General features: G+C 49.3%; 24 protein-coding genes and 1 pseudogene. 22 read left to right on the top strand and 3 right to left on the bottom strand.

The window, feature by feature from the left end; translation table 11 throughout:
* Positions 1-74 precede the first annotated feature (74 nt).
* A complete protein-coding gene (traD, locus tag BEB54_RS23100) occupies positions 75-2,282 on the top strand; it encodes a type IV conjugative transfer system coupling protein TraD (protein WP_105282294.1) in 2,208 nt (735 codons plus the stop codon).
* Positions 2,283-2,290: 8 nt separating this feature from the next.
* Here traD and vapC read toward each other — a convergent pair whose 3' ends face one another.
* Both vapC and vapB read right to left on the bottom strand, forming a co-directional pair.
* Positions 2,291-2,689, bottom strand: a complete 399-nt coding sequence (gene vapC, locus BEB54_RS23095) for a type II toxin-antitoxin system tRNA(fMet)-specific endonuclease VapC (protein ID WP_000911317.1) — start codon at positions 2,687-2,689, stop codon at positions 2,291-2,293.
* A complete protein-coding gene (vapB, locus tag BEB54_RS23090; protein ID WP_000450532.1) occupies positions 2,689-2,916 on the bottom strand; it encodes a toxin-antitoxin system antitoxin VapB in 228 nt (75 codons plus the stop codon). Before vapB ends, vapC begins: the two co-directional genes overlap by 1 nt.
* 81 nt (positions 2,917-2,997) lie before the next feature.
* Here vapB and traI point away from each other — a divergent pair, with 81 nt between their 5' ends.
* The 21 genes and pseudogenes from traI (at position 2,998) to BEB54_RS22975 (ending at position 25,020) form a co-directional block, all read left to right on the top strand.
* Positions 2,998-8,268, top strand: coding sequence for a conjugative transfer relaxase/helicase TraI (gene traI / locus BEB54_RS23085; RefSeq protein ID WP_105282293.1), 5,271 nt, complete (start codon positions 2,998-3,000; stop codon positions 8,266-8,268).
* Between the two features lie 19 nt (positions 8,269-8,287).
* Positions 8,288-9,034: a conjugal transfer pilus acetylase TraX gene (traX, locus tag BEB54_RS23080; RefSeq protein WP_032285008.1), complete on the top strand. Its 747-nt coding sequence runs from the start codon at positions 8,288-8,290 to the stop codon at positions 9,032-9,034.
* Between the two features lie 58 nt (positions 9,035-9,092).
* Entirely contained in the window at positions 9,093-9,953 is an 861-nt protein-coding gene (gene uilS / locus BEB54_RS23075; RefSeq protein ID WP_000868986.1) for a UilS family quorum-quenching N-acyl-homoserine lactonase, read from the top strand.
* A 102-nt stretch (positions 9,954-10,055) separates the two neighbouring features.
* Complete coding sequence (locus BEB54_RS23070; RefSeq protein ID WP_000139319.1) at positions 10,056-10,613, top strand: fertility inhibition protein FinO; 558 nt, start codon at positions 10,056-10,058, stop codon at positions 10,611-10,613.
* A 154-nt stretch (positions 10,614-10,767) separates the two neighbouring features.
* The gene (locus BEB54_RS23065) at positions 10,768-10,971 is read left to right on the top strand and encodes a hypothetical protein (RefSeq protein ID WP_001327131.1); all 204 of its coding nucleotides are present in this window, start codon (positions 10,768-10,770) and stop codon (positions 10,969-10,971) included.
* A 742-nt stretch (positions 10,972-11,713) separates the two neighbouring features.
* On the top strand, positions 11,714-12,175 hold the full coding sequence (locus BEB54_RS23060) for a thermonuclease family protein (RefSeq protein ID WP_000760085.1): 462 nt from the start codon (positions 11,714-11,716) through the stop codon (positions 12,173-12,175).
* A gap of 102 nt (positions 12,176-12,277) precedes the next feature.
* Entirely contained in the window at positions 12,278-12,661 is a 384-nt protein-coding gene (locus BEB54_RS23055) for a hypothetical protein (protein ID WP_001109067.1), read from the top strand.
* 222 nt (positions 12,662-12,883) lie between these two features.
* A complete protein-coding gene (locus BEB54_RS23045) occupies positions 12,884-13,090 on the top strand; it encodes a Hok/Gef family protein (protein WP_001362723.1) in 207 nt (68 codons plus the stop codon).
* Between the two features lie 283 nt (positions 13,091-13,373).
* Positions 13,374-13,622, top strand: a complete 249-nt coding sequence (locus BEB54_RS23040; RefSeq protein ID WP_000083838.1) for a replication regulatory protein RepA — start codon at positions 13,374-13,376, stop codon at positions 13,620-13,622.
* A 241-nt stretch (positions 13,623-13,863) separates the two neighbouring features.
* On the top strand, positions 13,864-13,938 hold the full coding sequence (gene tap, locus BEB54_RS23030) for a RepA leader peptide Tap (protein WP_001365705.1): 75 nt from the start codon (positions 13,864-13,866) through the stop codon (positions 13,936-13,938).
* On the top strand, positions 13,931-14,788 hold the full coding sequence (gene repA / locus BEB54_RS23025; protein WP_000131007.1) for an incFII family plasmid replication initiator RepA: 858 nt from the start codon (positions 13,931-13,933) through the stop codon (positions 14,786-14,788). Before tap ends, repA begins: the two co-directional genes overlap by 8 nt.
* 945 nt (positions 14,789-15,733) lie before the next feature.
* Positions 15,734-16,045, top strand: coding sequence for a type II toxin-antitoxin system RelE/ParE family toxin (locus BEB54_RS23015; protein ID WP_000483535.1), 312 nt, complete (start codon positions 15,734-15,736; stop codon positions 16,043-16,045).
* A complete protein-coding gene (locus BEB54_RS23010) occupies positions 16,045-16,332 on the top strand; it encodes a helix-turn-helix domain-containing protein (protein WP_000865085.1) in 288 nt (95 codons plus the stop codon). Before BEB54_RS23015 ends, BEB54_RS23010 begins: the two co-directional genes overlap by 1 nt.
* A gap of 136 nt (positions 16,333-16,468) precedes the next feature.
* Positions 16,469-16,546 (top strand): annotated as a pseudogene (locus BEB54_RS30000) (hypothetical protein); the annotation flags it as partial.
* A gap of 345 nt (positions 16,547-16,891) precedes the next feature.
* Positions 16,892-17,725 carry a winged helix-turn-helix domain-containing protein gene (locus tag BEB54_RS23005; RefSeq protein WP_000532379.1) on the top strand — a complete coding sequence of 278 codons (834 nt, stop codon included), beginning with the start codon at positions 16,892-16,894 and terminating at the stop codon, positions 17,723-17,725.
* The gene (locus tag BEB54_RS23000) at positions 17,725-18,177 is read left to right on the top strand and encodes a hypothetical protein (protein WP_000794564.1); all 453 of its coding nucleotides are present in this window, start codon (positions 17,725-17,727) and stop codon (positions 18,175-18,177) included. The genes BEB54_RS23005 and BEB54_RS23000 overlap by 1 nt, the downstream gene beginning before the upstream one ends.
* A 959-nt stretch (positions 18,178-19,136) precedes the next feature.
* Positions 19,137-19,661 (top strand): fimbrial protein, encoded by a 525-nt coding sequence (locus tag BEB54_RS22995; protein WP_012775885.1) that lies wholly within the window; start codon positions 19,137-19,139, stop codon positions 19,659-19,661.
* A 73-nt stretch (positions 19,662-19,734) separates the two neighbouring features.
* Positions 19,735-20,430 carry a fimbrial biogenesis chaperone gene (locus BEB54_RS22990; RefSeq protein ID WP_105282292.1) on the top strand — a complete coding sequence of 232 codons (696 nt, stop codon included), beginning with the start codon at positions 19,735-19,737 and terminating at the stop codon, positions 20,428-20,430.
* Between the two features lies 1 nt (position 20,431).
* Positions 20,432-22,951: a fimbria/pilus outer membrane usher protein gene (locus BEB54_RS22985; RefSeq protein ID WP_000723943.1), complete on the top strand. Its 2,520-nt coding sequence runs from the start codon at positions 20,432-20,434 to the stop codon at positions 22,949-22,951.
* 19 nt (positions 22,952-22,970) lie between these two features.
* Complete coding sequence (locus BEB54_RS22980; RefSeq protein ID WP_050437769.1) at positions 22,971-24,254, top strand: fimbrial protein; 1,284 nt, start codon at positions 22,971-22,973, stop codon at positions 24,252-24,254.
* A gap of 1 nt (position 24,255) precedes the next feature.
* A complete protein-coding gene (locus BEB54_RS22975; RefSeq protein ID WP_000717590.1) occupies positions 24,256-25,020 on the top strand; it encodes a fimbrial biogenesis chaperone in 765 nt (254 codons plus the stop codon).
* A gap of 74 nt (positions 25,021-25,094) precedes the next feature.
* On the opposite strand, the gene BEB54_RS29995 is transcribed toward BEB54_RS22975, so the two are convergent.
* On the bottom strand, positions 25,095-25,348 hold a 254-nt coding region (locus BEB54_RS29995), incomplete at its 5' end, for a transposase (RefSeq protein WP_416371876.1).

Below are 25,348 nucleotides of genomic sequence, written 5' to 3'. Positions count from 1 at the left end.
CGGAATTTAACGGTTATTAATCTTTTCATCATTAATAATCAGTCCGACTGACTTTTTTTCTTCGGAATATCATCATGAGTTTTAACGCAAAGGATATGACCCAGGGCGGTCAGATTGCGTCCATGCGTATCCGCATGTTCAGCCAGATCGCCAATATCATGCTTTACTGCCTGTTTATTTTTTTCTGGATACTCGTTGGTCTGGTTTTATGGGTAAAAATAAGCTGGCAGACGTTTGTGAACGGCTGTATTTACTGGTGGTGTACCACGCTGGAAGGCATGCGGGATTTAATCAAGTCCCAGCCGGTATATGAGATCCAGTATTACGGCAAAACCTTCCGGATGAATGCTGCTCAGGTACTGCATGATAAATATATGATCTGGTGCGGAGAGCAGCTATGGTCCGCATTCGTTCTGGCCACAGTTGTGGCACTGGTTATTTGCCTGATTACCTTCTTTGTTGTCTCCTGGATTCTGGGGCGTCAGGGTAAACAACAGAGCGAAAATGAAGTCACAGGTGGTCGTCAGCTGACAGACAATCCGAAAGACGTTGCCCGGATACTGAAAAAAGACGGCAAGGACTCCGATATACGGATTGGCGACCTGCCGATTATCCGGGATTCCGAAATCCAGAACTTCTGTCTGCACGGCACGGTCGGGGCCGGTAAGTCGGAAGTTATCCGTCGTCTGGCCAACTACGCCCGTCAGCGTGGAGATATGGTGGTGATTTATGACCGTTCAGGGGAATTTGTTAAAAGTTACTATGATCCCTCCATCGATAAAATCCTGAATCCGCTGGATGCCCGCTGTGCCGCCTGGGATTTGTGGAAGGAGTGCCTGACACAGCCGGATTTTGATAATACCGCGAACACGCTGATCCCGATGGGCACAAAAGAGGACCCGTTCTGGCAGGGGTCAGGACGTACCATTTTTGCGGAAGCGGCGTACCTGATGCGTAATGACCCCAACCGCAGCTACAGCAAACTGGTGGACACACTGCTTTCCATCAAAATCGAAAAACTGCGTACCTTCCTGCGTAATTCACCGGCGGCCAACCTGGTGGAAGAGAAAATTGAGAAAACGGCGATTTCCATCCGTGCTGTGCTGACCAACTACGTGAAAGCCATCCGTTACCTGCAGGGGATTGAGCATAACGGTGAGTCTTTTACCATCCGTGACTGGATGCGTGGTGTCCGGGAAGATCAGAAAAACGGCTGGCTGTTTATTTCGTCGAATGCCGACACCCATGCCTCCCTGAAGCCGGTGATCTCCATGTGGCTGTCCATTGCCATTCGTGGTCTGCTGGCAATGGGAGAAAACCGTAACCGTCGTGTGTGGTTTTTCTGTGATGAGTTACCCACGTTACACAAACTGCCGGACCTGGTGGAGATCCTGCCGGAAGCCCGTAAGTTCGGTGGCTGTTATGTGTTTGGTATCCAGTCCTATGCCCAGCTGGAAGATATCTACGGTGAGAAAGCGGCTGCCTCGCTGTTTGACGTCATGAACACCCGTGCCTTTTTCCGTTCTCCCAGCCATAAGATTGCAGAGTTCGCTGCCGGTGAAATTGGTGAGAAAGAGCACCTGAAAGCCAGCGAGCAGTATTCCTACGGTGCTGATCCGGTACGTGACGGGGTATCGACCGGTAAGGATATGGAGCGCCAGACGCTGGTCAGTTATTCCGACATTCAGTCTCTGCCGGATCTGACCTGTTATGTCACCCTGCCCGGACCGTATCCGGCAGTAAAACTCTCTCTGAAATATCAGACACGACCGAAGGTCGCTCCGGAGTTTATTCCGCGTGACATCAACCCGGAAATGGAGAACCGTCTGAGTGCCGTACTTGCCGCAAGGGAAGCAGAAGGTCGTCAGATGGCCAGCCTCTTCGAACCGGATGTCCCGGAGGTTGTTTCCGGAGAAGACGTGACTCAGGCTGAACAGCCGCAACAGCCGCAACAGCCGCAACAGCCGCAACAGCCGCAACAGCCGCAACAGCCGCAACAGCCGGTGTCTCCTGCCATCAACGATAAGAAGTCAGATTCAGGTGTGAATGTTCCGGCAGGGGGGATCGAGCAGGAGCTGAAAATGAAACCGGAAGAAGAGATGGAACAGCAACTGCCACCCGGGATCAGTGAATCCGGTGAAGTGGTGGATATGGCCGCTTATGAGGCATGGCAACAGGAAAATCATCCGGACATCCAGCAGCAGATGCAGCGTCGTGAAGAGGTGAACATTAATGTGCACCGGGAGCGCGGGGAGGATGTTGAGCCGGGAGATGATTTCTGATGAACAGGTCAACTCCAGTCTTCAATTCTCAGGCCGCCCACACGTTCAAATTCCCGGGTGTTATTAGTCACAATAATCAGTCCCCGACTGCGGGCATGACCTGCGATCATTTGATCAAATGGCCCGACAGGGCGTCCCTGACGGGCAAGTTCTGCTCTTATCTGGCCGGTGTGTGTGGCAGCAGCAGCGTCGTAATCCAGAACGTCAATGCGGGAAACAAATCCCTCGATCACAGCGAGATTACGTTCAGGCATCTGGCTTTTTTCTGCACCATATATCAGCTCCATCAGGGTGACCGAACTGATGCACATTCTCCCCTGGTTCAGGTTAAAACGTTCCCTGACACTGGCGGGTTTGTTCTTTATCGTAAAAATGCAGATGTTGGTATCGAGCATAAACTTCAGCATCAGAATGACTCCCTTTCCTGCATACCAGGCTGTTCCCTGTTATCCATAAAATCAGCGCTGACACTGTTTCCGTCGAACCATTCGTCCCATGTCTCTCCGGCAGGCGTAATGATTCGGGTTCGTCCGACAGCAATCACTTCAACGCGTTTTACGTTTTCCGGCAATGCAACCGCTTTTGGCAGTCTGACCGCCTGGCTGCGGTTGCTGAGAAATACGGTGGTTTCCATTATTTGCCTCCTTATGTGGATATGTCTTGTGTATATCCATTGTGGGATTGATGCCGGGATATGTCAAAGGGATATACGTTTATGATGAGTATTGCGCAGGTCAGATCGGCCGGAAGTGCCGGGAACTATTATACCGACAAGGATAATTACTATGTGCTGGGCAGCATGGGAGAACGCTGGGCCGGCCAGGGGGCTGAACAACTGGGGCTGCAGGGCAGTGTCGATAAGGATGTCTTTACCCGCCTTCTGGAGGGCAGGTTGCCAGACGGGGCGGATTTAAGCCGCATGCAGGATGGCCGTAACAGGCATCGTCCCGGCTACGACCTGACCTTTTCCGCTCCCAAAAGTGTCTCCATGATGGCCATGCTCGGGGGGGACAAACGTCTTATTGAAGCACATAACCAGGCCGTGGATTTTGCTGTCCGTCAGGTGGAGGCGCTGGCCTCCACACGGGTGATGACGGACGGACAGTCAGAAACGGTGCTGACCGGTAATCTGGTGATGGCACTGTTTAACCACGACACCAGTCGCGATCAGGAACCACAGTTACACACGCATGCGGTGGTGGCTAATGTCACGCAGCATAACGGCGAATGGAAGACACTGAGCAGTGACAAAGTGGGGAAAACGGGGTTCATTGAGAATGTGTACGCTAATCAGATTGCCTTTGGCAGGCTCTACCGGGAAAAACTGAAAGAGCAGGTTGAGGCGCTGGGCTATGAAACTGAAGTGGTCGGTAAGCACGGTATGTGGGAAATGCCGGGCGTACCGGTGGAGGCCTTTTCCGGACGCTCGCAGACTATCCGGGAGGCCGTCGGGGAGGACGCCTCGTTGAAATCTCGGGATGTGGCGGCACTGGATACGCGAAAATCCAAACAGCACGTCGATCCTGAAGTCAGAATGGCTGAATGGATGCAGACGCTGAAGGAAACCGGGTTCGACATCCGGGCATATCGTGACGCGGCGGATCAGCGTGCGGAGACCCGCACGCAGGCGCCCGGGGCTGTTTCACAGGAGGGGCCGGATGTGCAGCAGGCGGTGACACAGGCGATTGCCGGATTAAGTGAACGAAAAGTGCAGTTTACGTACACGGACGTGCTGGCCAGAACGGTCGGTATACTGCCGCCGGAAAATGGTGTGATTGAACGGGCACGCGCCGGTATCGATGAGGCCATCAGTCGTGAGCAGCTTATCCCCCTCGACCGTGAGAAGGGGCTGTTCACATCAGGAATTCATGTGCTCGATGAGCTGTCCGTCCGGGCACTCAGTCGTGACATCATGAAACAGAACCGGGTGACCATACATCCGGAGAAAAGTGTCCCCCGGACGGCTGGTTACAGCGATGCGGTCAGTGTTCTGGCACAGGACCGTCCGTCGCTGGCCATTGTGTCCGGGCAGGGCGGTGCAGCCGGGCAGCGTGAGCGGGTGGCTGAACTGGTCATGATGGCCCGGGAGCAGGGGCGGGAAGTGCAGATTATCGCTGCTGACCGTCGCTCGCAGATGAACCTGAAGCAGGATGAACGGCTGTCCGGTGAGCTGATAACCGGACGTCGTCAGTTGCTGGAAGGCATGGCCTTCACGCCGGGCAGTACTGTTATCGTTGACCAGGGCGAAAAACTCTCCCTGAAAGAGACGTTAACCCTGCTGGACGGTGCCGCACGTCATAACGTACAGGTCCTGATAACCGACAGCGGGCAGCGAACCGGTACAGGCAGTGCGCTGATGGCCATGAAGGATGCCGGGGTGAACACATATCGCTGGCAGGGGGGAGAACAGCGACCGGCCACCATCATCAGTGAACCGGACCGTAATGTCCGCTATGCCCGGCTGGCAGGAGATTTTGCGGCCAGCGTGAAAGCCGGAGAAGAGAGCGTGGCACAGGTCAGCGGGGTACGGGAACAGGCCATACTGACACAGGCCATTCGCAGTGAGCTGAAAACACAGGGCGTGCTCGGACATCAGGAGGTGACCATGACGGCACTGTCACCGGTCTGGCTGGACAGCCGGAGCCGTTATCTGCGGGATATGTACCGCCCGGGAATGGTGATGGAGCAGTGGAACCCGGAGACACGCAGTCATGACCGCTATGTGATAGACCGGGTGACGGCGCAGAGTCACAGCCTGACCCTGCGGGATGCGCAGGGTGAAACGCAGGTGGTGCGTATTTCTTCTCTGGACAGCAGCTGGTCGCTGTTCCGGCCGGAAAAAATGCCGGTGGCAGACGGCGAGCGTCTGAGGGTGACAGGGAAAATTCCCGGACTCCGCGTCTCCGGCGGTGACCGCCTGCAGGTGGCATCCGTCAGTGAAGATGCGATGACGGTTGTTGTGCCGGGGCGGGCTGAACCGGCCACCCTGCCTGTGGCTGATTCACCGTTCACGGCACTGAAGCTGGAGAACGGCTGGGTGGAAACGCCCGGGCATTCCGTCAGCGACAGTGCGAAGGTTTTTGCCTCCGTCACACAGATGGCAATGGACAACGCCACCCTGAACGGTCTGGCCCGCAGCGGTCGTGATGTCCGGCTGTATTCCTCACTGGATGAAACCCGTACTGCGGAAAAACTTGCCCGCCATCCCTCCTTTACGGTGGTTTCTGAGCAGATAAAGGCGCGTGCCGGTGAGACATTGCTGGAAACCGCTATCAGTCTGCAGAAAGCCTGGCTTCACACGCCGGCACAGCAGGCTATTCATCTGGCGCTTCCTGTGGTGGAAAGTAAAAACCTGGCCTTCAGCATGGTGGACCTGCTGACAGAGGTGAAGTCGTTTGCTGCAGAAGGAACCAGTTTTACTGAACTGGGAGGGGAAATCAATGCGCAGATAAAACGCGGTGATTTACTGTATGTGGATGTGGCAAAAGGCTATGGCACAGGCCTGCTGGTTTCCCGTGCGTCGTATGAGGCAGAAAAGAGCATTCTTCGCCATATTCTCGAAGGTAAGGAGGCGGTCACGCCGCTGATGGAGAGAGTACCTGGCGAACTCATGGAGAAACTGACATCAGGACAGCGTGCCGCTACCCGCATGATACTGGAAACGTCCGACCGTTTCACGGTGGTGCAGGGCTATGCCGGTGTGGGTAAGACCACACAGTTCCGGGCGGTGATGTCAGCCGTGAACATGCTGCCGGAGAGTGAACGTCCCCGTGTCGTGGGGCTGGGGCCCACGCACCGTGCGGTCGGTGAGATGCGCAGCGCCAGCGTGGATGCACAGACGCTGGCGTCCTTTCTGCATGACACGCAGCTGCTGCAGCGCAGCGGAGAAACGCCGAATTTCAGCAACACGCTGTTCCTGCTCGATGAGAGCTCTATGGTGGGCAATACCGACATGGCACGGGCATACGCCCTGATTGCGGCCGGTGGCGGTCGTGCCGTGGCCAGTGGTGACACGGACCAGTTGCAGGCCATCGCGCCCGGTCAGCCTTTCCGTCTCCAGCAGACGCGCAGTGCTGCCGATGTGGCCATCATGAAGGAGATTGTGCGCCAGACGCCGGAGCTGCGGGAGGCGGTATACAGCCTGATTAACCGGGATGTGGAAAGGGCACTGTCCGGGCTTGAGAGTGTGAAGCCGTCTCAGGTGCCACGTCAGGAGGGCGCATGGGTACCGGAGCACTCCGTGACGGAGTTCAGTCACAGCCAGGAAGCGAAACTGGCAGAAGCGCAGCAGAAGGCGATGCTGAAAGGTGAGGCTTTTCCGGATGTCCCCATGACACTGTATGAAGCCATTGTCCGCGACTATACCGGCAGAACACCGGAAGCACGGGAGCAGACGCTGATTGTCACGCACCTGAATGAGGACCGGCGCGTACTGAACAGCATGATTCATGATGTACGGGAAAAGGCCGGTGAGCTGGGGAAAGAGCAGGTCATGGTGCCTGTCCTGAACACAGCGAATATACGTGACGGGGAGCTGCGTCGTCTCTCCACCTGGGAGACACATCGGGACGCACTTGTCCTGGTGGATAATGTGTATCATCGGATTGCCGGTATCAGTAAGGATGACGGGCTGATAACCCTGCAGGATGCGGAAGGTAACACGCGGCTGATTTCTCCCCGGGAGGCGGTGGCTGAAGGTGTCACACTGTACACCCCGGACACCATCAGGGTGGGGACCGGTGACCGGATGCGCTTCACGAAGAGTGACCGGGAGCGCGGTTATGTTGCCAACAGCGTCTGGACGGTGACAGCAGTTTCCGGTGACAGTGTCACGCTGTCGGACGGACAGCAGACCCGGGAGATTCGCCCCGGCCAGGAGCAGGCAGAGCAACATATTGACCTGGCCTATGCCATCACCGCTCACGGTGCGCAGGGGGCAAGTGAAACCTTTGCCATTGCGCTTGAAGGCACGGAAGGTAACCGGAAACTGATGGCCGGCTTTGAGTCAGCCTACGTGGCCCTGTCGCGTATGAAGCAGCATGTGCAGGTGTACACCGATAACCGTCAGGGCTGGACGGATGCCATTAACAATGCCGTACAGAAAGGGACTGCCCACGATGTGCTGGAGCCAAAAGCTGACCGGGAGGTCATGAATGCAGAGCGGCTGTTCAGTACGGCACGGGAACTGCGGGACGTGGCGGCCGGCCGTGCCGTTCTCCGTCAGGCAGGGCTGGCCGGGGGAGACAGTCCTGCACGGTTTATTGCACCCGGGCGCAAATATCCGCAGCCGTATGTGGCACTGCCGGCTTTTGACAGTAACGGCAAGTCAGCTGGTATCTGGCTGAATCCGCTGACCACGGATGACGGAAACGGGCTGCGGGGCTTCAGTGGTGAAGGCCGGGTGAAAGGCAGCGGGGATGCGCAGTTCGTGGCCCTGCAGGGCAGCCGTAACGGAGAGAGCCTGCTGGCTGATAATATGCAGGATGGTGTCCGGATTGCCCGTGATAATCCTGACAGCGGTGTGGTGGTAAGAATCGCCGGTGAAGGTCGTCCGTGGAATCCCGGTACCATCACCGGTGGTCGCGTGTGGGGGGATATCCCGGACAACAGCGTTCAGCCGGGAGCCGGAAATGGCGAACCGGTCACGGCAGAGGTACTGGCACAGCGGCAGGCTGAAGAGGCCATCCGCCGTGAAACGGAACGCCGTGCGGATGAAATTGTCCGTAAAATGGCAGAGAACAAACCTGACCTGCCGGACGGCAAAACAGAGCAGGCTGTCAGGGATATTGCCGGGCTGGAGCGTGACCGGTCTGCCATATCTGAACGGGAAGCCGCGCTGCCGGAGAGTGTACTGCGTGAACCACAACGGGTGCGGGAAGCGGTCCGGGAGGTTGCCCGGGAAAATCTGCTGCAGGAGCGACTGCAGCAGATGGAGCGGGATATGGTTCGTGACCTGCAGAAAGAGAAAACCCTGGGCGGAGACTGACACAGGAAGATAAACGCTGATGACAACGGATAACACGAACACAACACGTAATGATTCACTGGCTGCCCGGACCGATACCTGGTTGCAGTCGTTGCTGGTCTGGTCACCCGGACAGCGGGATATCATCAAAACGGTGGCACTGGTGCTGATGGTTCTGGACCATGCAAACCGCATTCTGCATCTGGACCAGTCGTGGATGTTTCTGGTTGGGCGTGGGGCCTTTCCGCTGTTTGCCCTGGTGTGGGGGCTGAATCTGTCCCGTCATACGCATATCCGGCAGGAGGCCATTAACCGGCTGTGGGGATGGGCGGTGATTGCCCAGTTCGCATATTATCTGGCCGGCTTTCCCTGGTATGAGGGGAATATCCTGTTTGCCTTTGCAGTTGCGGCACAGGTGCTGACATGGTGTGAAACGCGCACCTGGTGGCGTTCCGCAGAGACCATGTTGCTTCTGGCAATGTGGCTGCCTTTCTCCGGCACCAGTTACGGCATTGCCGGGCTGCTGATGCTGGCAGTCAGCCACAGGCTGTACCGGGCGGAAGACAGAATGGAACGTCTGACGCTGGTCGCCTGCCTGCTGGCTGTTATTCCGGCGCTTAACCTTGCCACCAGTGATGCAGCGGCGGTGGCCGGCCTTGTGATGACGGTGCTGACTGTTGGTCTGGTGTCCTGTACAGGGAAATCACTACCCCGTTTCTGGTACGGGGATTTTTTCCCGACGTTCTATGCCTGTCATCTTACTGTGCTGGGCGTTCTGGCTGTGTGACTGGTATGATGCTGGCGCTGATTCTGCTTATTAATAAACAACATAACACAGGATATTTATGAAAGTTACAGATCACAAACTCCCTGAAGGTATTGCCCTGACATTTCGTGTCCCGGAAGGAAATATAAAACATCCTTTGATTCTCTTATGCCATGGATTTTGCGGTATCCGGAATGTTCTGCTGCCTTCCTTTGCGAATGCGTTTACAGAAGCCGGGTTTGCAACGATTACTTTTGATTATCGTGGATTCGGTGAGAGTGAAGGGGAACGAGGTCGTCTGGTTCCGGCAATGCAGACCGAAGATATTATTTCAGTTATCAATTGGGCAGAAAAGCAGGTATGTATTGATAATCAGCGTATAGGATTATGGGGAACATCGCTGGGTGGGTGTCATGTATTCAATGCAGCTGCGCAGGATAAAAGAGTGAAAAGTATTGTCAGCCAGCTGGCTTTTGCTGACGGTGAGGTTCTGGTTACCGGAGAAATGAATGAACTGGAGAAAGCTTCTTTTCTGTCCACGCTGAATAAAATGGCAGAAAAGAAGAAAAATACCGGGAAAGAGATGTTTGTGGGGGTTACCCGGGTACTGAGTGATAATGAATCAAAGGTATTCTTCGAGAAGGTAAAAGGTCAGTATCCTGAAATGGATATAAAAATACCTTTCCTTACGGTTATGGAGACGTTGCAATATAAACCGGCAGAGAGCGCAGCCAAAGTACAGTGCCCAGTTTTGGTTGTTATTGCCGGCCAGGATAGTGTTAATCCACCAGAACAGGGAAGAGCCTTATATGATGCTGTTGCTTCTGGTACTAAGGAATTATACGAGGAAGCTGACGCATGCCATTATGATATTTATGAAGGCGCGTTTTTTGAACGTGTGGCGGCAGTACAGACGCAATGGTTTAAAAAACATCTTTAATTGTCGGTATTAATATGTCAGAGGTCGTTGAGGTCAGCTTAATATCATAGTGAGTAGTTTCAACGACCTGGAGGACATATTTTCACAAAGGTCAGGGCAATCATGACAGAGCAGAAACGACCGGTACTGACACTGAAACGGAAAACGGAAGGGGAAACACCGACCCGGAGCCGGAAAACCATCATCAATGTCACCACGCCACCAAAATGGAAGGTGAAAAAGCAGAAACTGGCGGAGAAGGCTGCCCGGGAAGCAGAGCTGGCGGCGAAGAAAGCACAGGCCAGACAGGCGCTGTCCATTTATCTGACGCTGCCCTCGCTGGATGAGGCGGTGAACACTCTGAAACCCTGGTGGCCGGGATTGTTTGACGGTAACACGCCCCGGCTTCTTGCCTGTGGTATCCGGGAAGTTTTACTGGATGAGGTGTCTCAGCGGAATATCCCGCTCTCTCATAAAAAACTGCGCAGGGCACTGAAGGCCATCACCCGTTCAGAAAGCTATCTTGGCGCCATGAAAGCCGGTGCCTGCCGCTATGATACAGAAGGCTATGTGACAGAACATATCACACAGGAAGAAGAACAGTATGCGCAGGCGCGCCTGGAAAAGGTGCGCAGACAGAACCGGATCAAGGATGAGCTGCGGGCGATCCTGGCAGAATAAGAAAAGCGCCCTCTGTATGACAGAGGGCAACAGCGAAAAAAATCGGGAAAACAGACATCCAGAGTTTTGATGGAGAAAAACATCCAACCGTTCAGGGATGTTTCATAATGTTTCTGACATAATCCGGGTGTCGGGTCAAGAGGAGGGATAAAAAATGGCTGTATCCAGTGGATTATCTGAACACAGCAGTATTTATCGCTATCAGCGCGAGGGGCGTCATGCCGTCCGTCAGGAGATTCGTGGCTTTTTCAGGGAAGCGGCAGAGGTCTGGCAGAATGCGGCCCGGCTGGCACCCTGTGAAGCATGGCGGGATTTTGCTCTGAAGAGGGCATCTGCATGTCGGTGTAAGTGCCGATAAAAATAACCCCCGTCGCGGAGCTCCGGGGGATCAGACTTATATGGCAGATCGTTATTATTATTATAGTGGTGTAAGAAGGAGTTGCCCTGTCTTTCAAACGGACATCACAGAATTAACATATTTCACATCCCGGGTAAGCCAGCAGGGATAAAAAATGTGATGAATTTCAAGAAGCAGGAGGTGACAGTGGCATGCATAACAGTAGGGTTATCCGGTGAATCTGACAGACAGCCGGGCTGTATTCGCGGCAGGATAAAGAAAAACCGGGAGATGACTCTCCCGGTCCGTCTTATCGCTAATCCCCTGAGCAGGGCATGTATGACTTATCTATGACCGTTATATTCAGCGCCACATCCGGTAGCCTGCGATATAACACAGTTATCCTGTCAGCAAGAGCAGGTATGATGAATACACGGAGATTAAAAATATAATCTCCGTCACATGTTACCCACGGAAACTGGTAACGCCTTCACGGGAAATATGTGACAGAAAAAGCAGCCTCCGTTACTCCAGGTATCAGGAGGCTGAATAATGCATGAGACGTTGTTTCTTATGTGTCTGGTCAGGCTGGCTGACCAGCGTTTTTAGTAACACATAGCCATATGTGTATTAAGTCACCTCATCTTATTTTGTTGAATTGATCACAACTCAACGGTTTATTTTTTGCGTGATACGTGAGCCATTATTCATCCCGGCATGGAATTCATGCAATCACGAAAAGTAATCAGTGACGGAGAGTAAAATGAAGAAATATATACCAGTGGTATTATTTGTTTTTTCATGTCAGGTATTTTCTGCTGATATTCATGGACGGGTCGTGCGTGTTCTGGATGGCGATACCATTGACGTCATGTTATCTCAGCATCCGGTGCGTGTCCGTCTTGTTAATATTGATGCACCTGAAAAGAAACAGGAATATGGACGGTGGTCTGAAAAAATAATGAAATCTCTGGTTGCGGGAAAAACGGTTACTGTCACATATTTTCAGCGAGATCATTATGGTCGTATTCTCGGGCAGGTTTATGCACCAGACGGAATGAATGTTAATCAGTTTATGGTCCGTGCAGGCGATGCATGGGTTTATGAGCAGTACAACACCGATCCTGTTCTTCCTGTCCTGCAGGGAGAAGTACGACAGCAGAAACGTGGTCTGTGGGCAGACAGCGCTCCGGTTCCGCCCTGGGTATGGCGCTCACGGAAATAATGATATTTCTGTGGCTATTGAGTTCTCATTGAAATGCGATATTTAAAAGCATGAAGCATATTACATTATTAACTTATTTCTCTGTTAATGAAAGGTGAACAAATGAACTATCAGGCAGTATCAGAATTAATCACATCGTCTAATCATAATGTTCTTATAGTGGGGGAATCAGCTTCTGAAGTTGATAGCTTTTTAAATAAACTGAATATCACTGATTATAAGTATTATGATTTCAGCCAGATTTACAGTTGTTCTGACAGAACATTAAATGATTATGCTGTTATTTTTATCAGGAATGCGCTGAACGCCAGTGAGCATATTATTATTTTTAATTGTACAGGATGGTCTGATTTGAATAATGAATCTGCCGTCATGCAGTTTGCCAGAGTGGCACGAAAATCAGGAAAACAACTGATAGTCGCAGTAAGAGAACAGGATATGAAAAAAATGGAAGCAGAGTTTGGAAGGATCATAAAAATCCACTGACGCCTTCGCGTTGCTCAGTTGTCCAACCCCGGGGACGGGAAAAAGCAAGTTTTCCCCGCCCCCGGCTTTTCTGTAGTGAAAAGCGGGAAATGGAGGGAATGGTCAGTAACAGGGAATGTGGTATTATCGCGGCGGGTGTCTGAGCCTTTCTGGTTCAGGCAAGACGCAGGTACCAGAAATGCGAAGACCCCACTTGTTAATCCATTAACTCGTGAGGCCTGCATGAAGTACCTTAACACTACTGATTGTAGCCTCTTCCTTGCAGAGAGGTCAAAGTTTATGACGAAATATGCCCTTATCGGGTTGCTCGCCGTGTGCGCCACGGTGTTGTGTTTTTCACTGATATTCAGGGAACGGTTATGTGAGCTGAATATTCACAGGGGAAATACAGTGGTGCAGGTAACTCTGGCCTACGAAGCACGGAAGTAAGCTGCCGGGCGGGGAGGGAAGTCCCCGCTTTCCGGAAGTGTGAGGTATTTCAGGGGCAGACACCCGACATGCCAGAAACAGCCGGTCCCGCCCGGGGCCGGCACACAGGTTAAGGCATTTCCATCTTTTCAGTCATTTCATTATCAAAATCACATTAAACGGTCGTAATCAGACATGATTTGTGCGCCAACACAGATCATCGTCACAACTTTCAAGTCGCTGATTTCAAAAAACTGTAGTATCCTCTGCGAAACGATCCCTGTTTGAGAATTGAGGAGGCGAGATGTCGCAGACAGAAAATGCAGTGACTTCCTCATCAGGTACAAAGCGAGCATACAGAAAAGGTAATCCTCTGACGCTTGCAGAACGTCAGCAGGCATCCTTGGCAAGAAAACGAGCCACACATAAAGAACTCAGAGTGTTTATTCCTGCTGCGTTAAAAGCGCAATTGCAGGAGATGTGTGAAGCTGAGGGTGTTACTCAGGCTGAGATGATTGCCGAACTGATAAAGCAGAAGAGTGCTTTTAGCTAACTGAAATGTAGCGACATCACATTCTTGCCTGTTTCTGGTGTGCGTGATAGATTGCTGATCGTTTAAGGAATTTTATGGCTGGCCACGCCATAAGGTGGCAGGGAACTGGTTCTGATGTGGATGTACAGGAGCCAGAAAAGCAAAAACCCCGATAATCTTTCTATGTTTGGCGACGAGAAGATTACCGGGGCCCCATAAAACCGCATAGCCAACAATTCAGCTATGCGGGGAGTATAGTTATATGCCCGGAAAAGTTCAAGACTTCTTTCTGTGCTCACTCCTTCTGCGCATTGTAAGTGCAGGATGGTGTGACTGATCTTCAACAAACGTATTACCGCCAGGTAAAGAACCCGAATCCGGTGTTTACACCCCGTAAAGGTGCCGGAACGCTGAAGTTCTGCGAAAAACTGATGGAAAAGGCGGTGGGCTTCACCTCCCGTTTTGATTTCGCCATTCATGTGGCGCATGCCCGTTCGCGTGGTCTGCGTCGGCGCATGCCACCGGTACTGCGTCGCCGGGCCATTGATGCGCTGCTGCAGGGGCTCTGTTTTCACTATGATCCGCTGGCCAACCGCGTCCAGTGCTCCATCACCACGCTGGCCATTGAGTGCGGACTGGCGACAGAGTCCGGTGCAGGAAAACTCTCCATCACCCGTGCCACCCGGGCCCTGACGTTCCTGTCAGAGCTGGGACTGATTACCTACCAGACGGAATATGACCCGCTTATCGGGTGCTACATTCCGACCGACATCACGTTCACACCGGCTCTGTTTGCTGCCCTTGATGTGTCTGAGGATGCAGTGGCAGCTGCGCGCCGCAGTCGTGTTGAATGGGAAAACAGACAGCGCAAAAAGCAGGGGCTGGATACCCTGGGTATGGATGAACTGATAGCGAAAGCCTGGCGTTTTGTGCGTGAGCGTTTCCGCAGTTACCAGACAGAGCTTAAGTCCCGTGGAATAAAACGTGCCCGTGCGCGTCGTGATGCGAACAGGGAACGTCAGGATATTGTCACCCTGGTGAAACGGCAGCTGACGCGTGAAATCGCGGAAGGACGTTTCACTGCCAGTCGTGAGGCGGTAAAACGCGAAGTGGAGCGTCGTGTGAAGGAGCGCATGATTCTGTCACGTAACCGTAATTACAGCCGGCTGGCCACAGCTTCCCCCTGAAAGTGACCTCATCAGAATAATCCGGCACGCGCCGGAGGCATTCGCACGCCTGAAGCCCGCCAGTGCACAAAAAATCAGCACTACATACAAAAAACAACCTCATCATCCACCTTCTGGTGCATCCGGTCCCCCCTGTTTTTGATACAAAACACGCCTCACAGACGGGGGATTTTGCTTATCCACATTTAACTGCAAGGGACTTCCCCATAAGGTTACAACCGTTCATGTCATAAAGCGCCAGCCGTCAGCCTTACAGGGTGCAATGTATCTTTTAAACACCTGTTTATATCTCCTTTAAACTACCTAATTACATTCATTTAAAAAAAAACCTATTCATTGCCTGTCCTGTGGATAGACAGATATGCACCTCCCACCGCAAGCGGCGGGCCCCGATCGGAGCCAATTTAGTTACAACATTCAAACATAGACTCCGGAAAAACCCCAGTTCCGCGCAGAACTGAAACCACAAAGCCTCCTCCTCATAACTGAAAAGCGCCGCCGCCCCGGCCCGAAGGGCCGGAACAGAGTCGCTTTTAATTATGAATGTTGTAACTACATTATCATCGCTGTCAGTCTTCTGGCTGGAAGTATTGAGTACACGCTCGTAAGCGGCCCTGACGGCCCGCTAACGCGGAGATACGCCCCGACTTCGGGTAAACCCTCGTCGGGACCACTCCGACCGCGCACAAAAGCTCTGTCATGGCTGAAAGCAGGTATGGCTTAGCAGGGCTGGGGATAGGTAAGGTGAAATCTATCAATCAGTACCGGCTGACGCCGGGCTTCGGCGGTTTTACTCCTGTGCCATATGCAACAACGGAATGCCGCCTTCCATGCCGCTGATGCGGCATCAAAACTGTACTTAACATGTATTTCATTTATCAGTGAAATTTGACATTTGCGCAATTTTCCTGTTCTGGTGTATTTTATCCTTTCGGAGGCTATAATATGTTTAATGTAATTACTCACCCGGCCGCACTGAATGAGTTGATTGAATTACCAGATAATCTGCGTGGTCGCATGGCTAGGCTGATTGAACGACTGGAACAAGAAGGTAACAAAATGAAAATGCCTCATAGTCGTGTAATTGGCGGAGGACTTTTTGAACTGAGAGTTGGGGATAAAAATATCGCAAGGACACTGTACGCTTATGCAACTGGAAACGAAATCTATCTGCTGCATGCATTTGTGAAAAAGACGCAAAAGACACCAACGAAAGCTATTGAAATCGCTAGGATGCGCCTGAAGGAGATGAAATAATGAAAGTAAAAGGTGTTCCGTTCAGTCAGGTAAAGCAAAAACTGCTTAATACTCCAGAAGCTGTCAAAGGGTATGAAGATGCCGATAAGGAACTGGAGATGGTAGAAATGTTGTACGAAATGAGAGAAAAAGCGGGGTTAACAAAGTCTGCTCTGGCTGAACGAATGGGGTTACGCCCGTCAGCCATCAGTCGCTTGGAAAGTAATCCTTTAGGAGCCAGTATGAAAACTTTAACAAAATATGCTCAGGCCTGTGGTGCAACCATCAATATTCATGCTGTCTATTGATTTGCATGTTAACGATATGTATTTCTAATCAAAAGATTGAAAAACATCTAAAATGGATGTTTTTCAACACATAAAAGTCAGCGGGTAACGTCAACTTAAGATACAACGACTGTCTGAATATCGTGGGTCAAGGACACTGAGCGTACTGCCGGAATGGCCTTCCAACCGTGTTGATGAACTCCTGCCATGGCACGTAGTACTCACCAATAAATAAGCGTCAATACAGCGCTCCGTTGACGCTTACCAACTATGATTGAGAAGAGAAGAACATCTCATTGCTTACATTATAGTCTAACAGAGAGGGAGTTAACCATTATTCAATTGACGACAGGAGCGATATCGACGGTAGAATATGGAAACTGATCATTCATTTCTGGTCTCTTGGCTTTTGGAAATCAGAGAATACATAAGTGAAAACAGTCCAGAAACGGAGGGGAAATATATCAGTGTAGTTCGCAAGTGCAAGATGACAAGAAAAAACTCAGACGCCTTTTAGTAAAAAATTACTGTCCTATTTAAATATAGAGCAATAAATCAACATTATTGAGGTTTTTTATTCATGGGACGATTTCTCATAGGAGAGACTATTGTATTTGATCCTGACCGCAGGATTATATACTCAGAAAATCAAACGGTCAGATTACACTCTTCCTGCGTGTACTGTTTAGAATTACTTATTGAACATCAAGGAGAGATCGTTGAGCACGAAGCTTTTTATGAGTACGTTTGGCGACGATTTGGTATGGAGGTAGGCCCGAACGCGCTCTATCAAAGTATATCCATGTTGAGGAAAGCACTGTCTACATGTGGAACCCCGGATAATATTATCCTTACAGCCCCTCGGAGGGGATTTTCATTATCACAGGAAATATGCATTTCCTGTGATAATTTACAGGAAGCGATGGATGAGCAATCCTCTGATTGGTTGAATGGATCAGATAAGATGAACGAAACACATGGCGAAAATTTGATGAAGGAAATGTGGGGGGCTATTCCCTCTGAATCAGAAATGATGGAAATCAGTTCAGAATATGTTCGTGACAAACAGTGTAGAAAAAGAAAAATAGATAGTTCCATTTTTTATTATATTCTGATCTTACTCACTATATTGTCACTGATTGTACCAGTGTATCTTGTTTTCCTGAGTGATGGTGAACATTATTCAAAAAGATTTGAATTTAACGGTTGCTATGTCTACAGCCGTGATGCTTCTAATGATAACAACACAATGGATATTGTGTTGAAAACAGGGATAAAATGCGAAGACAGAAGATATGTTTACGTCACATATTTTCAAGGAGGGGACAGAGAGTCACTGATCCAATGCCGGAAGCCGTTATCAACTTTTTCATTGCCAAATTGTATTTCTTACTACAACATAGGAAAAATCTGATGAAGAATAACTTAATAATAGTGTGTTTTATAATAATTTTTACATCTGCTTTTTTTATACTCAGTTTTCAGAGTAAAGAGATCAATTGTACAGGTAATATTACCTTTATTAAAGGCAAAGAAAAATTATCGCTTATCGTGGGTAACAAGATGGATGATGGAAAAGGATTCATCACTTTATCTGGAACGCTTGATAACGGGAATAATGAGTCATTGGAGATAAGCAAAAAAGTTAATTTCAACTACAGTCAGAACAACGATGTCATCACTGCTAAATCCGTTACTATTCATAACTACCCAGAAAACGAAGTGCTTCCTGAAGAAGCAAATGCTTGGCTTCCTGATTTTTTTATTAAGCCAGATACCAACATTACTTGGGTCATAAACAGGATAGGTCTCAATTCATGGCTGTTTTTCTCTAACCCAGTACCACTATATCTTTGTGAGAAATAAGTTAGAGTTCATTACCTAAATTGGTAATGAACCTAACTCATTGATAATGATCATATCAGATAAACTTGTCACGGAGGTATACTGGTATCAAAAGATACGTGATTTTCTTCTCCACCTTTCCTGATATGGCGATTAGCTCCCTGAGCATATCGCCAACATGCATATACATGCAATTTCCCCTTTAGCCGTGACTCATGCCGCGGCCAGTTACCTTGTTGCACGATTAATCACATCCTCAAATGTGATTGGGCACCGTTATAGATCCTCTGTTTAATCTGTTCCAACTCTGATAATAACTTCATTACCAGATATTAGGGCAGTAACTGGCTGCAACTGCAGTGTGCCAGTTTTTAATGGCGAAAAATCGAGTATTGAGGGCTCCGTTTCCCAAACGGGGCCCATTGCGAGTGATGTTCAGAATATGGCCAATGCTGTAATATCAATTGCGGTTCATAGACATTATGAATAGGCCCCGGTCAGGAGTCAGAGTAACGCCAAAAATCACTTCATATAACTGAATCAAATTTGATGATATAAATGCATTGAACTGATATATGTACAAATAGCACCCAACACTATTCTGAGGGTGACATTTTGTTTACCGTAATTTATGTTTTATTTGAAATAATATAAGCGTTTAGCTATGTTAAAGAATGTATAATCATTTGATTTTCAAGGAAAACAGTAAAAGAGTCAAGAGTCATTTAGATTCTCACATAACCTTCATGATGTTCTCATGAGAACGTCATGAAGGTTATGTGAGATAAAAATAAAAATCATTAGTTAATAAAACAGGACGATGCGTTTAGTTTATTGTTCGGGAATGGGGATTTCGCTCTTCCCATAAATCATTCATAAAACCGATCGATGATTTTAATAGGATAAATGAAAAAATGAAAAAAAAGTGTCTTCTGGTTTCAGCAAGAAAAAAATCCCGTACACTGTCTTCCCTGTGCATCATGCTTGCTGCTCTTAGTACGGGGTTTGCTACAATTAATGCTCACGCGATGTCCCAAAACACTATTCGTTTCCAGGGAGAAGTGAATGCACAGACCTGCCATGTCGACGTGAATGGAGCATCAGGCAGTCCGGTAGTTTTATTACCGACAGTATCAACAAATCAGCTAGCAAATGCGTCAGCTCGCGCAGGGGCTACTTCCTTTACCGTTAATATTTCTGGTTGTCAGGCTCCCACGGCAGGCGATCAAATAATTAATCTTGTTCTAGCAGGTAATAACGTTACGCCCAGTGGCAACTTGGGTAATACCGGTTCAGCGAAAAATGTTGAACTTCAACTGCTTGATTCCGTTGGAGGTAAAAAAATCGATTTATCTTCAGGTTCTGCAAGTGTAGAAGGGATGCTTCTAACCCGTGGAAGTACAAGCGCCTCACGAAACTTCGCTGTTCAGTACTATACCCCAACAGGGAGTGTAGAAGCAGGTTCTGTTTTAGGCAGCGTGCAGTACGCTATTAGCTACCCATAATAAAATCCACACGTTTTTCTAATTTCCCTCTCTCCTTTTAATTAAGCAGGTAGAGAGGGAAGGAGAGAGTGTTATGTTAAGAAATATTACTGCGATTATAGTGGCTTTTTTAGTCATTAATGTAGCTAATGCCAGCGTGATCCTTAATAACACCCGTATTGTGATTGACAATGCAAAAATGGAAAAAAACGTACAATTTACCAATTCAGGGGATAACCCTGTTCTGGTTCAAATTCAGGCACAGGAGAATGGAGAAAACGATTGTCCACCATTTATAGCCCTGCCAGCAGTATTCAGAATGTTACCAGGAGCAGGCCAGACGGTAAAGGTAAGCCTTACTAAGAGAGATATTCCTAAAGACAGGGAATCACTATTCTATATGGATTATATAGAAGTTCCGTCAGTGAAAAAAGATGACCAGAATAGAAATAAGCTTTACCTGATCATACGCAGTCGGGTGAAAGTTATTTTTCGTTCTGAAGGGCTGGTATTTTCTGTTAATAAACTTCACAAACAGCTTTCTTACGAACAGTTCGGAAACATCGTGACGATAAAAAATAACTCCCCTTTTTACGCTAATATACGTTCTTTTTACCTGACAGGCAAAACCGGAAATATAAATTATCCAGGTAGCGTAACTGTACCGCCATACGGTGAAAGTCGCGTGCAAGTAAAAAAAGTTGGCGAGACATATGCCGGATTGAAAATGACCGCGTTGATTATCAATGATTTCGGCGCAGATGAAAAAGTAGATATTGCAAAAAAATAACATGAAAAAAATCTCGTTTATTCATCCATTTCTTCTTCCAGGATTTATTCTGTTGACTTGCTCTGTGCAGGCTGCTGAAACAGTAAATGACTATATTTTTGATCCTTCTCTGTTACGTGATGCGATTCCAGGCCGGATCAGCGTAACAAATGGTGCTAACGACCCGTATTTTCAGCCTGGAACATATGATGTGGACATCTATCTTAATGGTAAATATCAGAGTACAGCATCACTGGATTTGATAAGGGATAAAGGGAAAATCAGTGTCTGCCTACCACCTCGGCTTTACCGGGCGTTTGCAGTACGGGAAGCCTATCTAGCTGCCCTTCCTGAAAAGGAATGTTCAAATCCCGAATACCTTCTGAAAGGTACCTCGGTCAGCGTAGACACTGCCAGCCTGCGTGTGGACGTAATAATTCCTCAGGCCATGCTGGATATAAGGCCTGATGACTATATTTCACCGGAAAACCTGACAGCCGGTTCAACGATGGGCTTTATCAATTACAACGTCAACCAGTTCTACTCGAACTATAAAAATGCTGACCACTTTGAATCCACTTACCTTGGTTTTAACGATGGAATAAATATTGGTAAGTGGCGCTTTCGGCAGCAGGGAAACTTTACGCACAATGAATATGGCAATCACTGGCAGCATACCAGAACTTGGCTGCAGAGAGCTTTTCCATCCCTAAGAAGCGAGATATCAGTAGGAGATATTTTCAGCAGCGGGGGCCAGTTCAACGCAGTCAGCTACCGTGGAATTCGTCTCAGCTCTGATGCACGAATGTTGCCGGATTCCCTACGTGGATATGCACCTGAAGTTCGCGGCATGGCTGGCAGCAATGCTCGAGTTTCCGTCTGGCAAGGAAAACAACAGATCTATCAGACCACGGTCCCACCCGGACCGTTTGTTATTGATAATCTTAGCCCAGTGAGCTATGGAGGGGATTTAAACGTTGAAGTTCAGGAGTCAGACGGTCGTCATCGCCGTTTTCGTGTTCCCTATGCCATTCTGCCTGAATCATTGCGTCCGGGTAGAACAGACTACAGCTTTTCTGCCGGTAAAGTCGGGGATTACACCAGATACAATAACTTTGTAGAGATGACTGTCAAACGTGGCCTGACAAACGCTCTGACTATGAATGGAGGATTGCGCTTGGCCAATAACTATCGTTCGGTCTTGGCGGGCGGTGTTTGGGCCTCAGAACTGGGCGCTTTCGGCTTGAACAGTGCGTTTTCGTCTGCGGATTTTCGCAATGGGGAATCGTCTCGGGGCTGGCGCTATGAGCTCAACTACAGCCGGACTTTTGCCCCCACAAACACCACGCTGACATTTGCAGGATATAGGTATTCCACGCAGGGTTACCGCGATCTGAATGATGTCATTGTGCTAAATAATAATTCCATACCGGGCTCCGACGGTAGCAGTAGTGAGTACCTACAACGTAACCGCATGCAATTGACGCTTAATCAACCTTTGGGGGACTTGGGAAGCCTTTACGTGTCATGGGCCCAACAGAATTATTATGATCATCGTTCACATGATACGCAGTATCAGATCGGTTATGGCACAGTACTCCCGGGAAATATCTCCATGAATTTCACCATGGCACGTCAATATAGCGTGATGGCGCGGCATAGTGATATCCGTCAGAACCTTGCCGCTCAAACGAATGAGTATAATGAGTACCGGAAAGACATGCATTTTCAGATCAACTTTTCCATTCCATTGAGTAATGCGTCTGACTCATCTTATCTGACTCTAGGAGGCTCCAGTGACAACAGCTATAACGCTTCGCTGAGTGGATTGATGGGCGAAAATAATAAGATGAGCTATAGCATCAATATTAACCGTGACCAACAGCAACGAGATACTGCATTCAGCGGTAGCCTGAACAGAAAAACGAACCTGATGAACCTGACGACAACTGCATCAAAGTCTTCAAAGTTTAGCCAGATGTCAGTGAATGCGATGGGAGCAGCAGTGTTACACAGCGGAGGGCTTTCTCTCGGAAACTACCTCAGTGACAGTTTTGCACTTGTGGAGGCAAAAGGTGCCCATGGTGCCCGCATAATGGGGCAAGGCATTGAGATAGACCATAATGGCTATGCCTTGGTCCCGTCACTGATGCCTTACCACTATAACACGATAGCCCTAGATAGCAGCGGAAGTAATCGTCAAGTTGAGGTATTGAGTAGTCAGAAAACCGTCGCACCTTATGCTGGAGCAATGGTTAGAGTGAAATTCCAGACATTGCAGGGATATGCCGTAATGATGAAGGCGTCCACCAATCGGGATGAGAATGTTCCAATGGGTGCAGACGTTATCGATGCAAATGGTAAAACCATAGGTACCTTCGGGCAGGGCAGCAACGCTTACCTGCGGTTGAACGATACGAAGGGTACTCTGAAGGCTGTCTGGGGAGACGCGCCGGGTCAATCATGCCAGATCAATTATCAAATACCTGCCCCCAAACCAGATGCGGTGATTACCTATGCAAACGCTGTCTGTCGATTCTGACGTAACTAGGAAAATGAATATGAAATATCTGAATTACCTTACAGCAGTGTTACTGGCGTTAGTTATCAGTGCGCAGGTCAATGCAAATTGCGTTAGGGTTAATCCTGTTGACCAAGGGTGTGACGCTTGTGGGGCATCACTCAACCTTGGTAACATTGGCTTAATGAACGTCAATTATCAGCCTGTTGGCACAGTACTGGCGCGCTCAGTTTTTCGGCTGGTTCCAGCAATACGTAACAGTGATCCGGAGCGTGTACTTTATCAGTGCGACCTAGCCGACAAAGACAGCATTTATGAGGTCTTTGCTACCAATGGTGACAGCAATGTGGGCGGGGCTTGGGACATGGGCGACTATCATTTTCAAACCTATTTTCCTTTTACGGCACTAAAGCTTGTACATATGCGCAGCGGCAAACCATTTACGCGCATCTGGCAGCAGGTACCACTGACCGAATATGAAGTAAGCGGTAATAAGATCCTAATCAAAGGTAAACACTTCAGCCCCATTAGTGCAGAGCTAATTCGTACCGGCACAAACGAACGCAAAGCGGCTTATGCCAGCTGGGGGTGTCCAGCTGCTGCTGCAGATAACTACACGGGGCCTTACAACTGTAATCAGCCTAACGGATATGTGGTCTTCAAGGGACCTGGAATGGATGTTCCTGAAGCAGGCAAAGACAGTTATAACCATTTTGACACATGGTTTACTGGACGTTATATGGCTTTCGGTATGAATACCTCACCTGTAGCTACCATGACGCAGAATCTCTCGCAAGGATGCCGAGTAGACAGTTACACGTCGAACGTGTCGTTTCCGGCCATCAGTCCTGCTGCGCTTTCGCAGGGGCAATCAGTCAGCGCGCCTCTCAGTGTAACCTTGGAATGTTCATCCGGTGCTTCTGTAATATCGGGCGTCGGCAACGGACAGATTTCACTGGGATTTCAGGCCAGCTATCCAGCATGGCTGCAAGCGCAGCAGCTTGGTTTAACCAGCAGCGATGGTACATCTGACTACTTGGTTTCTGACCATTACAACATGGACACAACACTGGCCAAAGGCGTTGGTATCCAACTGAACACCGAACTAGGCAATAAAGTGTCGTTTCTGGGCTGGCATGACCTGAGCAACAGTAGCATTGGATGGCGGCCCGTGCTGGAGGATGCCCATCAGATAAACAGCAATGATAAAGCGAGTAGAATGTACCAAAGGAACTTCACTGCCCGGTTGACAAAGCTACCGGGCAAAGACATTAGCGCCGGGCGTATAGATGCTACTGCCTATCTGTTAGTGAGGCTTCAGTAAAATGAAAAAAATAGCGTATATGCTGGTTGCGCTTTCTGTAAGCTGCCAAGCAACAGTAATGCCACAACAGAGCCGTGTTATTTTTCATCCAGGAGAGGTTAAGCGTTCCCTTCTCCTAGTTAACAACGAGGATGCCCCTGTTCTGGTACAAAGCTGGGTGGATCTGGGGAGGCCAGATAAGAAGCCCGGAGAGAAAAACTTTCCTTTCGTGGCACTTCCTGCAGTCTTCAGGTTGAACAAGGCGGAAAAAAGGGTGATAACCCTGATTCGAAGTGCCCAGTCCGCGAGCTTACCCGCAGACAGAGAGTCTCTTTACTGGTTGAATATTTATGAAATCAGCGCAGTGAAAAAAAATATAGCCCAACAGAAGCTGAATAAGTTTAATTTGGCGATGAATACACAGCTTAAAATTATCAACCGCCCCTTCAGGGACTCATACAATTTCAGGGAAAGAACACAGAAGTTGAAGTTCCAAACACAACAGATGGCGGGGAAAATAATGCTAACTGTCATTAATCCAACGCCCTATTACTTTACCCCCGGACAGATGAACATCACCATTGGTTCGTGGCAGAACAAAGTATATCTCGGCGCAGACAAGGCAGTTGCCCCGTTTTCGGATAAAGCATTTCCACTGACAATACACTCGGGAGTCTTACCGGCAGGAAAGGCAACTCTACACTTTAGCGCCATTGATGATGATGGCGCACTACAGTATTTCACTTACGATTTAAACCGTCAGAAATCACTCCGGTTTTCCGGGTAGTCAGTCTATATCGCCAGTCACATCGAAGGATGTGCTTAATATATATGGGTCTTCCCTGATCATGGTGGGAAGGCTCAGAACGCCATATTCAGTTTCCCGTAGTGGAACATCACGCCCAGCTTAAAGCGCTCCCGATTGCGGTATCCCCTGGCCTTTATCCTCAGTAGCCTGATCTTACTGTTAAGCGCCTCCGCGTTTCCGTTTGAGACACGGTGTCGCATGGCAGTAAGCGTCAACGGAGCGCCGTATTGGTAAGCGTACAGCCTGAACCGTCTGGTCAGAATCTGACGAATTAGACAAAGTGGTGTCCACCAAATAAGTAGTGGGA

It is taken from the genome of Escherichia sp. MOD1-EC6021 (assembly GCF_002965245.1).
GTDB lineage: Bacteria > Pseudomonadota > Gammaproteobacteria > Enterobacterales > Enterobacteriaceae > Escherichia > Escherichia coli_F.
Note: the sequence above shows the minus strand (reverse complement) of the source record. Positions and strands in the feature narration are given on the sequence as shown.